Raw genomic sequence first — 15,863 nt, 5'->3', positions numbered from 1 at the left:
TATCTTGAGTAAGCCTTTCAGCGGTTTTATACCCTGAAAGGGTTGATAAAAAATTATGACTCCTTCAAACCAACCACACTAAAAATTAGTCAAATTTTGTTCTTTAGAAAAAGACTGAGAGAAAGAAATACTTCCTTAAAAAAATTGTTAAAAAGAGTTAAATTATTATATTGCAGAACCAACCTACCGTTCTGATAATGTTACGTCTATTTACCTTTCTGTTCCTGTTGGTTAGCACCACAGTTTTCTTCTCCCAAGGCTCTCCTTATTCCACTAATCTTGTTGATCCCAAATTAAAGGAAAACGCTAACGCGATAGTCCGGGATGAAATCCGTTCTATTTCTATTGAGGCTGTAGATAAGATGAGGATAAATTACCGTAAAGTGGTGACAATTCTCAATGAAAAAGGAGACAGATATGCCTTTGCAGGTGATTATTACAGTGATAATATCAAGATAAGGCACCAGAGTCTTTTTATTTATGATAAGAATGGAGCCGAAATCAAAAAGATCAGGGCCAAACAATTTAATGACCGTAGTGCTATTTCCTCCGGTACTTTATACAGTGATACCCGGGTAAGTTATGCCGAATTCACGCCAAGGGAATATCCCTACACCATTGTTTATGAAAGCGAGGTAGAGACCAACAGCACGATTTTTTTACCGGACTGGAATCCTGTAAGAGGCTTTTATGTGAGCGTGGAGAAATCTACTTATAAGGTTTTAAATCCCGCCAGTCTTGAATACAGATTGCAGGAACGAAACCTTGAAAATCTGGAATTAGAAAAAGAACAATCTTTAAATGCGCTTACTTATACTCTTTCCAATTTTCCTGCTTACAGGTCTGAACCCTTGAGTCCGCTGCTGGAAGAATTTTCGCCTCAGTTACAGGTGGCGCTAAATGAATTTTCCCTGGTGGGAGTAAAAGGAAGCGGAGCTACCTGGAAGGATTTTGGTAAATGGCAGTATGACAATTTGCTTGCAGGACGGGACCGGCTTCCCGCTACTACGATAAACAAGATCTCCCAACTTACAGCGAATGCCAAAGATGATGTAGAAAAGGCGAGGATCATCTATGATTACGTGCAGCAAAATTCAAGGTACATTAGTGTTCAGTTAGGCATTGGAGGTTGGGAGCCTATTCCCGCTGCCGAGGTTGATCAGGTAAAATACGGGGATTGTAAGGGACTTACTAATTATACCAAAGCCCTGCTGGATTCTCAGAATATCACATCTTACTATGCGGTGGTATATTCCGGAGAAGAAAAAAAAGATATAGATCCGGAATTTGTTTCGATCCAGGGTAATCACGTGATACTTAATCTTCCGCAGGATGACGGCAAAGACATCTGGCTTGAATGTACAAGTCAAACAATTCCGTTCAACTATATTGGGGATTTCACAGACGACCGGCATGTACTCCTGGTTAAACCTGAAGGTGGAGAGATTGTAAAGACAAAAACCTATACGCCGGAAGAAAATGTGCAGGAAAGTAACTGTCACATTAATTTGGGTGAGGATGGCAGCTTCGAAGCTTCAATAATCAGGAAGAGCAGGGGAATTCCGTACGGGAATATCTACAGGATCACTTCGGTGCCAGAGAAAGATCAGGTGCTATTTTATAAAAAGCACTGGGGACACCTCAAAAATCTGAATCTTGAAAAGCCTGCTTTCCAAAATGACCGCGAAGAACATGAATTTACTGAAACACTAAAATTTTCCGGAGAGAAATATACTTCAAAGGCAGGCAGCAGAATTTTATTGCCTCTTAACTTTCTTAAAATCGACACTTATTCCATCTCGGGCAGGGAAGGGAGGAAGTTGCCAATTAAAATTGGCAGAGGCATAACAGAAGCAGATACTTTTGAGTTCAGTCTGCCCGACGGTTTTGAGCTTGAAGCTCTTCCCGAGGCGGTAACGATCAATAGTGAATTTGGAAGTTTTTATATAGCTCCTCAATTCCTTGAAAAAGACGGTAAAAACATAATCCTGGTTGAACGCTCCTATACGCTCAACGAGGGAACCTGGCCCGCAGAATCTTTGGGGGAATTTCGGGATTTCATGTATTCTATTCACGCTCTGAGCAATCAAAAAGCTGTACTTGTAAGGAGCAATTAAATCAACCACCATGCAAAAATTTTATTTTCTCGCGGCATTGATGCTGCTTGGTATTGGAGCAGGAGCCCAGGACTTCCGCTTTGGAAAAGTTTCCCCGGAAGAAGTGGAGGAAGAATTTCACCCACAGGACAACGAGGCAGATGCAGCCATTCTTTACCGGAGTCAGAACGTATATTACGAATACAACGACCATACCGGGTTTACATTGGTAACAGATATTCATGAGAGAATTAAGATCTATACCAAAGAGGGTTTTGATTGGGCAACAAAGGAGATTTCTTATTACCAGAATTCCAAAGACAAAGAAAAAGTAACCTCCATTAAAGCTTATACCTATAATTTGAAGGATGGTAAACTCATCGATGAAAAATTAAAGAACAACGGGATATTCCAGGAGGAAGTTAGTGATTACCGTCTTACGACAAAGCTAACAATGCCTGCAGTGCAGGAAGGCAGCGTTATAGAATACAAGTATACTTTGAGATCCCCATTTGTCACTTCCATAGATGATACTCCTCTTCAATCCACTATTCCCATAAACCGGCTCGAAGTAAAAATTTCTATTCCCGAATATCTCGTCTTCAGAAAGTATCCGAATACCAAGTCACCTCTAATAATTCCTGTCGACGAAAGCTCAAAACCCTTTGTTCATATGTCCGGCTCCCGTTCCGGTGGCAGGCTGGAGTTCAATCAGAATGTTTATGAAGTCAACACCAACAATGTTCCTGCCCTTAAAAATGAGGATTATGTAGATTACTTACACAATTATGCGGCATTTCTTAAGTGGGAGCTTACTTATACCAAATTCCCGAATTCCATGATAGAAAATTACTCTCATGACTGGGAAGGGGTGGCTAAGAGCATCTTTAGTGACGGAGGATTTCAAAAGGAGGTGAGCCGGGACGGTTTTTTCAAAAAGGATCTGGATAAATTGCTGGAAGGAGTAAATCCACAAATGGAGCGGGCAGAATTGGTTTTTAACTTTTTGAGAAACAAGGTAAAGTGGAACGGTTACTATGGGTTTACAGCCGAGAGTGGGGGTAAAACTGCTTTTAATAAAGGCGAGGGAAATGTTGGTGACATTAATCTCCTGCTTACAGCAATGTTAAAATATGCAGGTCTCAAGGTCAATCCGGTTGTGGTGAGTACCCGAAGTAATGGAATACCTATCTACCCTACCCGAAAAGGTTTTAATTATGTAATTGCTGCCATTGAATCAGGCAACGGAATGATTCTTCTGGATGCGACAGATCCACATGCTGCCATGGGAGAATTACCCGCCCGTGCACGAAACTGGCAGGGGAGGATCATCCGGGAGGATGGGACTTCTGCCTGGGTCAACCTTAATCCGCAACTTCAGTCACAGGAAAGGTCTGTTCTTAGCTATGAATTGGGGGAGGACATGGTGCTTAGAGGAAAATCTGTAAATCTGCACAACGGTCTCTTTGCAAGAAACTATCGTGAAAATTTTGGCGGACTAACAGAGCAAAGTCTGATTGTAAATATTGAAAAAGGAAAGGGTAATATTATTCTCTCAGAGGTGAAGCAGGAAAATCTTAAAGCAATAGGTACAGATGTAAAAGAGACCTATGGATTTGAATTATCTCAGGGAGTGGATGTAATTCAGGATAAAATTTATCTTAAACCTTTTATTTTCAAAGGCCTTTCAGAAAATCCTTTTAAAGCAGAAGAGAGAAAGTATCCGATTTTCTTTGATTTCCCAATGCTGAAAAATACAACAGTGAATATTTTAATTCCTGAAGGTTTCGAAGTGGAGGCTATGCCCGAAAGTATTATTACCAGGATCAACGATGGCGAAGGAGAATTTAAGTTCCTGGTAAGTCAAAACGGAAGATTCCTGAGGCTGGAGTCGGAATTCGACATTAAGAAGATTATTTTCCTTCCGGACCAATACAATATTCTGAAAGAATTTTACGCTCAAATGGTGGAGAAACAAACAGAAGCTATAGTTTTGAAAAAAACTATCTAATGAATATTGAAAATGCTCAGGAAGCTGTAGATGCCTGGATTAAGGAACATGGAGTGAGGTATTTTAATGAGCTCACGAACATGGCCCAGCTTACCGAAGAAGTAGGGGAAGTAGCCCGTATTATTGCCCGCCGCTATGGTGAGCAAAGTGAAAAAGAAAGTGATAAATCGAAAGACCTGGGAGAGGAACTGGCCGATGTGGTTTTTGTAGTTCTATGCCTGGCGAACCAGACAGGGATCAATCTACAGGAGTCTTTTGATAAAAAGCTGAATCTCAAGACCAAACGGGACAAAGACAGACATAAAAACAACGAAAAGTTACAGTAAAATGCGCATCTTAGAAGACGTTAAAAGTTCTGAATACTGGATGAGGGTACTGCAATTAGGAACTATCTTTTTTGTGATCTTCGTGGGGCTGTCATTAATTCTTTCTCACTTTAGGCAGATCCTGGCCGGGGAATTCGCTGCCATCTATGAAGATGAGTGGGCAGATGGAAAATGGGTGGAATATTTTCTTATTAAAGCAGCTATTAGCCTGGTTTATGCCATGTATATGACCAGCAGGCGTAAAAACTTTAAGAGGAGGGACGATGCAGCTTAAGCTTATCAAGGACAATCCGAATATTAACGGGAGAATAGCTGTGACCGGTTCAAAAAGTGAATCTAACCGGCTGCTTATTCTGCAGGCTCATTATCCTGAAATAAAAATAAAAAACCTTTCTAATAGTGACGATACCAGGGTGCTCCAAAGTGCCCTGGCTTCTTCTAAAGAGGTGATCGATATTCATCATGCGGGAACAGCAATGCGCTTTCTAACAGCCTATTTTTCCGGCTGTGAAGGTCGGGAGGTAGTCTTAACCGGAAGTGAGCGCATGCAGGAGCGGCCAATATCCATTCTTGTGGATGCGCTTCGGAAATTAGGAGCAGAGATCACCTACGAGAAAAATCAAGGCTTTCCCCCTTTACGAATAAAAGGCAGAAAGCTGTTGAAGAATGAGGTGAAAGTACAGGCGAATATCAGCAGTCAGTATATATCTGCCTTGATGTTATTAGCACCTTCTCTGCCTGAAGGTCTTCATATTGATCTGGAAGGAAAAGTGACTTCGGTTCCATATATAGAAATGACCCTGCAACTGCTGAAGCAATGCGGGATCTCCGGAAAGTTTGGAAACAATTGTATCTCCATACAACCGGTGCAATCTGTTGAAGAAAAAGAATTGGTCGTGGAATCCGATTGGAGTTCGGCTTCTTATTTCTACGGTATGGCAGCCCTTTCTGAATCGGCTGAAATTGTTCTGACTTCATATCGGGAGGACAGCCTGCAGGGAGATAGAAGTATAGCCGAGATCTACCGGAAATTAGGAGTAAAAACCACCTTTTTGGAAGGTGAGATAAAGCTGGAAAAGATACAGACAGAGCTTCCGGAAAAACTGGAACTGGATCTCTCCAACAGTCCCGATCTTGCACAGACAATTGCGGTTAGCTGCTTTGGTCTTGGGGTTGAACTTTATATTACCGGCTTACACACGCTTCGGATCAAGGAAACGGACAGGCTTCAGGCGTTGAAGAACGAACTGGAGAAGCTTGGGGGAAAAGTGGAGATCACCGAGGATTCCCTTCAGCTTTCAGCTTCCGAAGAAATTCGATCTAATGTTTCTATTGAAACATATAACGATCACCGCATGGCGCTGGCTTTCGCACCTTTGGCTCTTAAAGTGCCAATAATTATCAAAGATGCCGGAGTGGTGAGCAAATCCTTTCCGGAGTTTTGGGAAAATTTGGAGCAGCTGGGATTTTCCGTAGAAGATTCAGCTGTTAGTTAAAATATTTTCAACAGACCACGTTGTACAGCCGCATCAATTAACAGATTTCTTAAATAAACCTCCATTTACTTGACAACCCCTATCCCGAGGTTGTATATTTGCAGCTTCTAAAAATGTATCTTATATGGGAATGAAATTATCGCACTTCAATTTTGATCTTCCGCCGGAACTTTTGGCAGAGTATCCTTCAGAAAACAGGGATGAAGCTCGTCTAATGGTTTTGAACAGAAAGAATCAAACAATTGAGCACAAGCAATTCAAGGATCTTATTGATTATTTTGAGCCGCATGACGTGATGGTATTAAATAACACCAAGGTTTTTCCTGCGCGTTTATTCGGAAATAAAGAAAAGACCGGTGCCCGTATTGAAGTGTTTTTGTTGAGAGAATTAAATGCTGAAACCCGCTTATGGGATGTGCTGGTTGACCCGGCGAGAAAGATTAGGATTGGGAACAAGTTATATTTTGGAGAGGATGAAAGTCTTGTAGCCGAGGTTATTGACAACACTACTTCCCGCGGAAGAACCCTGCGTTTCCTTTATGACGGATCTTATGAAGAATTCCGTGATAAATTGACAGAGCTGGGTGAAACTCCGCTTCCAAAATATATTAAGAGAGAGGTGCAGCCAGAAGATAAGGAGCGGTATCAGACCATATACGCAAAATCTGAAGGTGCTGTAGCTGCACCAACAGCCGGACTTCACTTCTCCAAACATCTTTTGAAAAGACTCGAAATAAAAGGGGTCGATTTTGCAGAAGTTACCTTACACGTTGGTTTAGGGACTTTTAGCCCTGTAGAGGTGGAAGATCTATCCAAACATAAAATGGACAGCGAGGAAGCTTTTATTGAAAAACCAGCTGTAAATACTATTAACAAAGCTATCTCCGAAAAGCGAAAAGTTTGTGCGGTAGGAACTACGGTAATGCGTTCTTTGGAAAGTTCAGTTTCCTCTAACAGGACGCTGAATGAATTCAGTGGATGGACCAATAAATTCATTTTTCCTCCTTACGACTTCAGTATTGCAAATTGTATGATCACTAATTTCCATACGCCAAAATCTACATTATTGATGATGGTTTCTGCTTTCGCAGGTCACGACTTCATGAAGAAGGCTTATGCTGAAGCTGTAAAAGAAAAATATCGTTTCTACACCTACGGTGACGCGATGCTTATTTTGTAAGTAAGCAGTTCGCAGTCTTTAGTAGGCAGTATAAATAAACATCAATCCTCACAGCTCTCAAAGACCTGTGAGGTTTTTTTTTTACGTGTTTCAGCACTTTCTTGATCCTTATTAAATCTTAATTGGAATTTGGGTATTGGAATTTGGGTATTGGAATTTGGTACTTCTAATTTGCCGATTTTGGACCATTAATTGCTTGTAAGCTCGTACTTTAAAAAAATAACTTTAGTAATTCTGATTTGAAAGATCTTGAATTTTGAATTTTATATCCTGAATTACTTCGTACTTTTGCGGCGTGAAAAATGACAAGAAAGACATACGGGCATTAACCAAGGAACAACTGCAGCAATTCTTTGTTTCCCAGGGGGATAAATCTTTCCGGGGAACTCAGGTTTACGAGTGGTTGTGGGGGAAAGGAGCTCATTCTTTTGAAGATATGACCAATATCTCGAAGGAAACACGTCGAATGCTGAGTGAGAACTTTGTGATCAACCACATTCGTGTGGACCAGATGCAGCGGAGTAGCGACGGCACCATTAAAAACGCAGTAAAATTACATGATGATCTTACGGTAGAATCAGTTTTGATCCCGACTCCCAAGCGTACTACTGCCTGTGTTTCTTCACAGGTAGGCTGCAGCCTGGATTGTAAATTCTGTGCTACCGCTAAGCTAAAACGGATGCGCAACCTGAATCCTGATGAGATCTACGATCAGGTAGTGGCAATCGATAATGAAAGTCGGCTGTATTTTGACAAGCCGCTTTCCAACATTGTTTTTATGGGCATGGGAGAACCGCTCATGAACTATAATAACGTACTTAAGGCAATAGAAAAGATCACTTCTCCCGAGGGTCTGGGAATGTCTCCTAAACGAATTACTGTTTCAACTTCCGGAGTGCCAAAAATGATAAAAAAACTGGCTGATGAAGAGGTGAAGTTTAAACTTGCCGTTTCTTTACATTCGGCTATTGATGAGGTACGTACTTCTATAATGCCATTTAATGCTACGTTCCCGCTTGATGACTTACGGGAGGCTCTGGAATACTGGTACGCCAGGACCAAAAGCCGTATTACTTATGAATATGTGGTCTGGAAAGGCATTAATGACAGAAAAAAGGATATTGACGCTTTAGTGAGATTCTGCAAGTACGTTCCCTGTAAGGTAAATCTCATTGAGTATAATGATATTGGGGATGAAACTTTCCGGCAGGCACCTTCAGAAACTACAGATATGTATGTAGATCAACTGGAACGCAATGGAATCACTTGCACAGTAAGGCGGTCCCGCGGAAAAGACATAGATGCAGCCTGCGGTCAACTCGCAAATAAATCTACAGAAGCTACTGCTTAGATCTTCAAAAAAGCCATTTTTTGAGAGGGTTAAAAATTTAATCTTTTAACTATCTTAGCAGCCCTTATGAAGGTTATCTCAAAAATAAAGCTGCCCGTCGAAAAAGAGATGGAACTTTTTGAAAAAAAGTTCACTCAGTCGATGTCTTCGAAGGTAGCCCTTCTCAACAGGATCACCCATTTTATTGTAAACCGGAAGGGAAAGCAAATGCGTCCCATGTTCGTTTTCCTTGTGGCAAAGATGGTGGCAGAAGGAAAAGTGAATGAACGTACTTACCGGGGAGCTTCTGTTATTGAACTCATACATACTGCTACCCTCGTTCACGATGACGTAGTGGACGATTCCAACCGCCGTCGCGGCTTCTTTTCTATTAATGCACTCTGGAAGAATAAGATTGCCGTTCTCGTCGGGGATTATCTGCTTTCGAAAGGCCTCCTGCTCTCAATTGATAACAACGATTTTGATTTACTCAAGATCATTTCAGTTGCGGTAAGGGAGATGAGTGAGGGAGAGTTACTACAAATAGAAAAGGCCCGTCGACTGGATATTACCGAAGATATTTATTACGAGATCATCAGGCAAAAAACTGCTACCTTAATTGCAGCCTGCTGCAGTCTGGGAGCCGCCTCTGTTCGACCTGATTCTCCCGAAGTTGAAAAAATGCGGCATTTTGGAGAACTTATAGGTATGGCTTTCCAAATAAAAGATGACCTTTTTGATTATGGGAATGAACGCATCGGGAAACCTACCGGAATCGATATTAAGGAGCAGAAAATGACCCTGCCGCTTATCTATGTGCTCAACAATGTTTCGGCTAAGGAGAAATCCTGGCTCATAAACTCCGTTAAGAACCATAATAAAGACAGCAAACGCGTAAGGGAGGTAATCAATTTCGTAAAAGATAATGGCGGCCTGGATTACGCCGTTGCCAAAATGAAATCATTTCAACAGGAGGCCCTGACTTTACTGGATGAATATCCTGACTCTTCTTATAAAGATTCACTTGTCCTTATGGTCAACTACGTGATTGAACGAAAGAAATAACTGCAGGTTCTCCTTCGTTTGCAATTTCTTTAAACAAAGTATTCTCGTATTCTATGTTGGGTTAGATTATGGATTTTGGTAAATAGCTAAAGGTTTCCTCTTACGTCTATTTTTCCAGGTTTTAGTTTTTGACCTTTTCTGAACATCTACTTTTTCTTCAAAAGTAATTTCTTATCCTGACGATCGGGTTACCTCATTGAGTTTAGAAATTGCTGGCCACTTCATCTTGCCGGTTCTTTTCCCACTACGAGTTTTTGTCCTATTCTGACTTCCGGCTATTCCTCTTTTTTTTACTGAATTTATCTGAAAACTGGAAAAAAGATTACCTTTAAATACGGAAAATACTTGCTCATTACCTGCTCAATCTACTAATAAATATGGAAAATTTTTATCTCAAATTGCTGATAATTAATACATTAATAATATTTTCTACTACAGCACAGGAACTTTCACCACCTATACATAATTATTCTTCACAAACTTATCAGGCTGCCAGCCAGAACTGGGATATTTCCATTGATGATCGCGGTGTAATTTACGCTGCAAATAACCAGGGCCTGCTTTCTTACGACGGGCAGCGATGGGAATTATTTTCACTTGAAAGCGGTTCCGTCATAAGAGCGGTCCATCCACATAAAGGAAAGGTTTACACCGGGGCATATCGCGAATTTGGTTATTGGGAAAGAGATAAAATGGGAGATATGTGTTATACCTCCTTAATGCCCTTATTAGGAAATTATGAATTACAGAGTGAAGAGTTCTGGGAGATCATCTCCCATGAGGATGAAATTTACTTCAGGTCATTCGGAGCAATTTATAAATACAACGGTGATTCGATAGTTCCCCTCAAAAGGATCAATGTTAATCAAATGGAAATTTTCAATGACCGGCTGGTGGTAGGTATTGCAACCTCGGGTATCCATTACCTGAAAGAAAGTGGGGAATTGGAGGCACTACCGGGACAGGATTTGTTACAGGGGGAAACTGTTAGGGAATTAATTATGCATGAGGATCAACTTCTGATAGGTGTAAGGGATAATATTTTTCTCTATGACGGTTTTGAAACAAAGCAATTGACTGATGACAAGTTAAAAGAAGAACTTAAACGTTTCGAGCTCAATCACGTTTTATCTTTATCGGCTACAGAAATTCTGGTTGGCACCTTGAAGAATGGAATTATCTATTATAATCAAGAAACGGGAGAAATACAATCATATAATCGGAGGGATGGATTACAAAATAATACCGTTCTCTCCATGGCCGGAACAAATGGAAAGGTATGGCTGGGATTGGACAATGGGATAGACGTAGTGGACATACATTCTCCGGTAAAATTCTTTACAGATGAAACCGGGGAATTAGGGTCTGTCTATGATATTGAGTTTTACGATAATAGCCTGTACATGGCGAGCAATACAGGTGTATTTAAACTTGCAGGTGAAAAAATTACATTACTTGAAGGAGCTGAAGGTCATAGTTGGGGTCTTCAGGTTTATGACGGGCTAATGTACAGCAATCACAATAATGGTACTTACCAAATTGTGAATGATGAATTTGTACCTGTAAACCGTCGCACCGGAAGTTTTGAGTTAATTAAACTTCAAGAGAATGAATTATTGATTGGGAATTATACAGGAATAGATCACTACAACCTTGAGGATGGACAAGTGAAGCGACTTCTGGGTGTAAATTTTCCTGTTAAAAGTATGCTTTCTGAAAATTCTTCTACCCTCTGGGCTACAGATGCTTATGAAGGGATCTATAGGATTGGACTTACTAAAGAAGGAGATAGTATTACTGCTGTCACTAAGGTGCCTTCAGGGAATGCGGGAGGAGATTATCATGCTGAAGTTTATGATGTAAATAATCAGATAGTATTTTTTACAAATGGCAAGTGGTACAGATACAATCCTTTCACTGAAGATCTCGAACTTCTAACGGAGTGGCAGGAATATGAAAATAAAAGACTGCTGGGCTATGACGGGAAACATTACTGGTTTATTGATTCGGAAGAAAATCTACTGGATATCACCGATTTCAAAGGGGACCGAATCTCCATTACTGCTGGTATGCTAAACAACAGGACCGTAAAGAATAATGAGCGCCTGCTAAAGTTTAATGATTCCATCTTTTATATTACCCTTCACGACGGTTTTGCCAAAATTAACCTGGCAGAGTTAAAAGTCCGCAGAGCAGGGGAATATGTAAGTACCCCTATAGTTCAAAAATTGCAGGATGCATCTAATTACTATGACCTTACACGGGTGCCTCATATTCCCAGGAATCAGGCCAGGGAAGTAACAATTCTTGCCGGCTTACCGGTTTCTGATGCTGTGGCTTTACATTATGAATTAACAGGACAAAAATCCTCTCCCATTCGCGGCAGGGTTAAGGATGGAAGAATTGAATTTCAGAATTTACCTTATGATGAATACGATCTCAAATTGACAGCAGTGGGCTCTCAGCATAAAGCTTCTGTTTTTAGCAACTTCAAATTTGTAGTGGATCCACCCTGGTACCTTCAGGATTATATGAAATTCCTGTATATGCTAAGTCTCCTGCTTTCTATAGCTCTTATTTATTATGTCAATAGAATGAAACTGCAAAAACATAGGCAGTATTTGAGGTTGAAATACCAGAAAGAGCATGAGGAGCAAATGAACCGGCTTGAGAAAGAACAACTAATAAATGAGATTAATCTCAAGAGAAAGGAACTGGCCAATTCGACAATGATGGCGGCAAAGAAGAATGAAGTGCTTATGCAGATCCAGGGAGAGCTCAGTAAAGACAAAAATAAGTTTTCCAATCAGTACCGGCTAAAACATATAATGAATAAGATCAATAATGCAGTCAAGAATGATGATGAATGGAAAGTGTTTGAAACTAATTTTAATGAACTTCATGAAGATTTTTTCAAAGATCTCCTTGCTAAATATCCTAAACTGAGTAACAGGGATCTAAAATTATGTGCTTATTTAAAGATGAATTTGACGTCAAAAGAGATTGCTCCATTGATGGGAATAAGTGTACGGGGGGTAGAGGTACACCGATACAGGCTCAGAAAAAAAATTGAAGTAGATAATTCCGAGAATCTTACCAACTGGCTTATTTCCCATTTTTAAGGGATTCTGTGGCTAAAAATCTTTGAAAACCACTACGTCATTACTACATCAGAAGGTTTTTTAAAACTGTGAATATTACTTCAAAATATATATAACTCACTAAAAAACAGTATCTTGATGAGGAAAATCCAGCTGATGTAGCGGTTGTGTACTATAACGTTTTCGCTGAAGCGCGTCTTACTGTACTTTTAGTTAGAAATTTTGTAAACAGTTTACCTTATGAAAATTAAATTACTACTGACTTTTCTGGCACTCCTGTTCTACGGTATGGGATATGCACAGCAACCAAAAACTATTACGGGTACTGTTGTAGGACCCGATAATATTCCTTTACCCGGAGCAGAGGTAAAGGTGGTCGGGAAGAATATATTCGATATTACCGACTTTGATGGAAAATTCACTCTGGAAGGAGTGGTAGAAGGTGATACCTTTAGGATTACCTACCTTGGTTTCAGTCCGCAGGAGTTACCTGTTTTGGAAGCCAATGATTACGCAGTCATTCTTGAGGAGGACGCAGCTGCGCTCGAGGAGGTAGTTGTTGTAGGGTATGGTACCCAGAGAAAAGCTGACTTAACGGGTTCTATTGTTACGATCCAGTCCGAAGAAATTGAAAAAACCCCTACTTCGAATGTAATGCAGTCTTTACAGGGTAAAGTAGCTGGAGTACAGATCACTGCCATAGGTTCTCCCGGAGATTCGCCGAACGTAAGGGTGCGAGGTCTTGGAACCTATACGAGTGGTACAAATGTACTTTATGTGGTTGATGGTACTCTTTACAACAACATTGATTTCTTGAGTACAAAAGATATTAAATCCATAAACGTCCTCAAGGATGCATCTTCATCAGCTATTTATGGAGTAAGAGCTGCCAATGGGGTTATTATAATAGAAACTAAATCTGGTCGTATTAATCAAAAGCCACAGTTTGAGTACGATGGTTATACCGGGGTGCAGAGAGCCCAGGATATTGTAAAGATGGCCAACGCCGAACAATTCACAACCATGGCCTTTGAGTCTGGTTCGCAGGCCGATATTCAGTTTGTGATGAATGCCATGCAAAGGTTTGGACGTAGTCGAGTAAACCCAAATATTCCCGATGTTAACACCGATTGGTACGAGGAGATCTTAAGAGACGGGATAATTCAAAGTCACAGTATCGGTGTCTCCGGAGGGGGAGAGAACGTTACCTACTCGGTTGGAACCAACTACTTCTCACAGGAGGGGATCCTGGATATGAAAAACGAGTACGAGAGATTTAATATACGTTCAAAAATGGATGTTGATATTTCCGACAGGTTTAAGACAGGGATAAATTTGATTTTTAGTAATGCTACAAAATTTGCTCCCGAGAATGCAGCCTGGTTCAATGCTTACTTTGCCGTTCCAATTCTGCCGGTAATGGACCCGCTGAATACGGAAGCTGCTCCTGTACAATATGCCAATGCTCAAATCCTTGGATACAGAAGTCCGCAAAACCCTTTTCCTATAATGGAATTCAATGAAAACCGGATTAAGAGCCGTAAGCTTTTGGCGACTATAGATTTTCAATACGACATTATTGAAGATAAACTGGATTTTAAAACAACCTACAGTCATAATTTGACGGCTCTTGAAGAGCGATATGTGAATCTTCCCTATACTTTGGGTAATAATTATGAGATAAGATCATCTATCACCCGTGCGAACAATACTTTTTCAAATCAGTACTGGGATAACGTACTAACATATCAGGATCAAATCGGGGATCACAGATTTTCAGCAATGGCCGGTACTTCTTTTAGAGATGAAGCCTCAAATGTCTTTTCGGCTACCGGACAAAATATTGCGGGCATTAGGCTGGAATCAAGTCGGTATCTCAATTTTGCCGATCCTGAATCCTTTAATAATAATGTAAGCGAAATTGGAAGAAGATACTACGGGATGTCATATTTTGGAAGGGTGTCCTATAACTATATGGACCGGTATCTGCTTTACGGAACTTTTAGGGCAGATGGTTCTTCTAAATTTACTCTTGATCCATGGGGCTACTTTCCTTCTGTGGGCTTAGGATGGGTTCTAAGCGAGGAAGCTTTTATGGAAAACGTAGGTGTGCTGGATTATTTGAAATTCAGAGCCGCATGGGGTAAACTGGGTAATGATAATGTTGCTGCCAGTGCAGGATCTAATACTATTAATGTGATCACTGTGCCATTTGGGGATCAACAATATACCGGCATTACCTCTACCAGTGTATTTTCTAATAATACCTGGGAAGTCATCGAGGAAATGAACTTTGGAGCAGACCTTGAATTACTTGAAAACAGACTCTCCATTACAGCCGATTACTATATAAGAGACACTGAAAATGCCATTTTACCGGTATATATTCCCATTGTAAACCGAAGCGTTGACAGGAATTCAGGTGTGATTAGAAATCAGGGTCTGGAATTAAGCGCCACTTACAATGGAAATATTGGTCAGGATTTCCAATTCTCCATAGGTGCCAACCTGACAACTCTTAAAAATGAAGCAACAGAAATTGAAGATGAAAGAGGTTATCTTGATGCCGGTTCTGCCGAATTCAGGCAAAGAACCATTGAAGGAGGTCCTCTCTTTGCCTTCTATGGGTATGAACGTGTAGGAGTTTATCAAAACCAGGCACAGATAGACGCAGATCCTGTTGCGGTAGCCAATAACCTGGTGCCGGGAGATCTTATTTATAGAGATCAGAACAACGACGGAGTGATAAATGATGAAGACCGGGTGATTCTGGGATCATTTTTACCCGATCTTACTTATGGTGGAAATATTTCCATGAATTACAAAGCTTTTGACTTTTCTATAAATGTTTACGGGCAGGCGGGTAACAAGATCCTGAACCGGAGAAGAGGAGAGATCATATTTACCAATGACACCAATATGGATGCAGATCTTGCTGTCAACAGGTGGCACGGAGAAGGCACGAGTAATGTATACCCTTCCTCTGCGGGAATGCGTAAGGCATGGAACCAGCGGCTGAGTAACTTCTGGATTGAAGATGGAGATTTCTTCAGGATTCAGAATATACAGTTTGGTTATACCATGGAAAGGGATGATTTCCCCATGACACGGGTATATCTTACTGCAGAAAGACCATTTTCTTTCTTTAATTATAATGGGTTTACGCCCGAAGTTCCAAATGGTGTAGACAGACAAACTTATCCGGTGCCATCTGTTTATACAATAGGAATTAATGTGAAATTTTAATAGACAGACGAC

The 15,863-nt window shown here is 40.6% G+C and carries 10 protein-coding genes; all 10 read left to right on the top strand.

Annotation, left to right across the window (positions count from 1 at the left end; genetic code table 11):
• Positions 1-197 precede the first annotated feature (197 nt).
• The 10 genes from G564_RS18865 (at position 198) to G564_RS0108030 (ending at position 15,851) form a co-directional block, all read left to right on the top strand.
• On the top strand, positions 198-2,117 hold the full coding sequence (locus G564_RS18865; RefSeq protein WP_037373705.1) for a DUF3857 domain-containing protein: 1,920 nt from the start codon (positions 198-200) through the stop codon (positions 2,115-2,117).
• A 10-nt stretch (positions 2,118-2,127) separates the two neighbouring features.
• Positions 2,128-4,107, top strand: coding sequence for a DUF3857 domain-containing protein (locus tag G564_RS0108070; protein ID WP_084625607.1), 1,980 nt, complete (start codon positions 2,128-2,130; stop codon positions 4,105-4,107).
• Positions 4,107-4,433, top strand: a complete 327-nt coding sequence (locus G564_RS0108065; protein WP_029037219.1) for a nucleotide pyrophosphohydrolase — start codon at positions 4,107-4,109, stop codon at positions 4,431-4,433. The genes G564_RS0108070 and G564_RS0108065 overlap by 1 nt, the downstream gene beginning before the upstream one ends.
• Position 4,434: 1 nt before the next feature.
• The gene (locus tag G564_RS0108060; RefSeq protein ID WP_029037218.1) at positions 4,435-4,707 is read left to right on the top strand and encodes a hypothetical protein; all 273 of its coding nucleotides are present in this window, start codon (positions 4,435-4,437) and stop codon (positions 4,705-4,707) included.
• Positions 4,697-5,929 (top strand): 3-phosphoshikimate 1-carboxyvinyltransferase, encoded by a 1,233-nt coding sequence (gene aroA, locus G564_RS0108055; RefSeq protein ID WP_029037217.1) that lies wholly within the window; start codon positions 4,697-4,699, stop codon positions 5,927-5,929. The genes G564_RS0108060 and aroA overlap by 11 nt, the downstream gene beginning before the upstream one ends.
• Before the next feature lie 130 nt (positions 5,930-6,059).
• A complete protein-coding gene (gene queA / locus G564_RS0108050; protein ID WP_029037216.1) occupies positions 6,060-7,109 on the top strand; it encodes a tRNA preQ1(34) S-adenosylmethionine ribosyltransferase-isomerase QueA in 1,050 nt (349 codons plus the stop codon).
• Between the two features lie 295 nt (positions 7,110-7,404).
• Positions 7,405-8,460 (top strand): 23S rRNA (adenine(2503)-C(2))-methyltransferase RlmN, encoded by a 1,056-nt coding sequence (gene rlmN / locus G564_RS0108045; RefSeq protein ID WP_029037215.1) that lies wholly within the window; start codon positions 7,405-7,407, stop codon positions 8,458-8,460.
• A gap of 66 nt (positions 8,461-8,526) precedes the next feature.
• Complete coding sequence (locus tag G564_RS0108040) at positions 8,527-9,504, top strand: polyprenyl synthetase family protein (RefSeq protein ID WP_029037214.1); 978 nt, start codon at positions 8,527-8,529, stop codon at positions 9,502-9,504.
• Positions 9,505-9,881: 377 nt separating this feature from the next.
• Positions 9,882-12,626: a helix-turn-helix and ligand-binding sensor domain-containing protein gene (locus G564_RS0108035; protein ID WP_029037213.1), complete on the top strand. Its 2,745-nt coding sequence runs from the start codon at positions 9,882-9,884 to the stop codon at positions 12,624-12,626.
• Between the two features lie 219 nt (positions 12,627-12,845).
• Positions 12,846-15,851 carry a SusC/RagA family TonB-linked outer membrane protein gene (locus G564_RS0108030; RefSeq protein ID WP_029037212.1) on the top strand — a complete coding sequence of 1,002 codons (3,006 nt, stop codon included), beginning with the start codon at positions 12,846-12,848 and terminating at the stop codon, positions 15,849-15,851.
• The last annotated feature ends 12 nt before the right edge of the window (positions 15,852-15,863 follow it).

It is taken from the genome of Salinimicrobium xinjiangense DSM 19287, from assembly GCF_000423585.1.
Taxonomy (GTDB): domain Bacteria; phylum Bacteroidota; class Bacteroidia; order Flavobacteriales; family Flavobacteriaceae; genus Salinimicrobium; species Salinimicrobium xinjiangense.
The sequence above is the reverse complement of the archived record's forward strand: the minus strand, read 5'-3'. Positions and strand labels throughout refer to the sequence as shown.

Excerpts from the sequence above, each read along its gene's own strand:
- G564_RS18865 (WP_037373705.1), top strand. The coding sequence starts at position 198 with ATGTTACGTCTATTTACCTTTCTGTTCCTGTTGGTTAGCACCACAGTT.
- G564_RS0108070 (WP_084625607.1), top strand. The coding sequence starts at position 2,128 with ATGCAAAAATTTTATTTTCTCGCGGCATTGATGCTGCTTGGTATTGGA.
- G564_RS0108065 (WP_029037219.1), top strand. The coding sequence starts at position 4,107 with ATGAATATTGAAAATGCTCAGGAAGCTGTAGATGCCTGGATTAAGGAA.
- G564_RS0108060 (WP_029037218.1), top strand. The coding sequence starts at position 4,435 with ATGCGCATCTTAGAAGACGTTAAAAGTTCTGAATACTGGATGAGGGTA.
- aroA (WP_029037217.1), top strand. The coding sequence starts at position 4,697 with ATGCAGCTTAAGCTTATCAAGGACAATCCGAATATTAACGGGAGAATA.
- queA (WP_029037216.1), top strand. The coding sequence starts at position 6,060 with ATGAAATTATCGCACTTCAATTTTGATCTTCCGCCGGAACTTTTGGCA.
- G564_RS0108040 (WP_029037214.1), top strand. The coding sequence starts at position 8,527 with ATGAAGGTTATCTCAAAAATAAAGCTGCCCGTCGAAAAAGAGATGGAA.
- G564_RS0108035 (WP_029037213.1), top strand. The coding sequence starts at position 9,882 with ATGGAAAATTTTTATCTCAAATTGCTGATAATTAATACATTAATAATA.
- G564_RS0108030 (WP_029037212.1), top strand. The coding sequence starts at position 12,846 with ATGAAAATTAAATTACTACTGACTTTTCTGGCACTCCTGTTCTACGGT.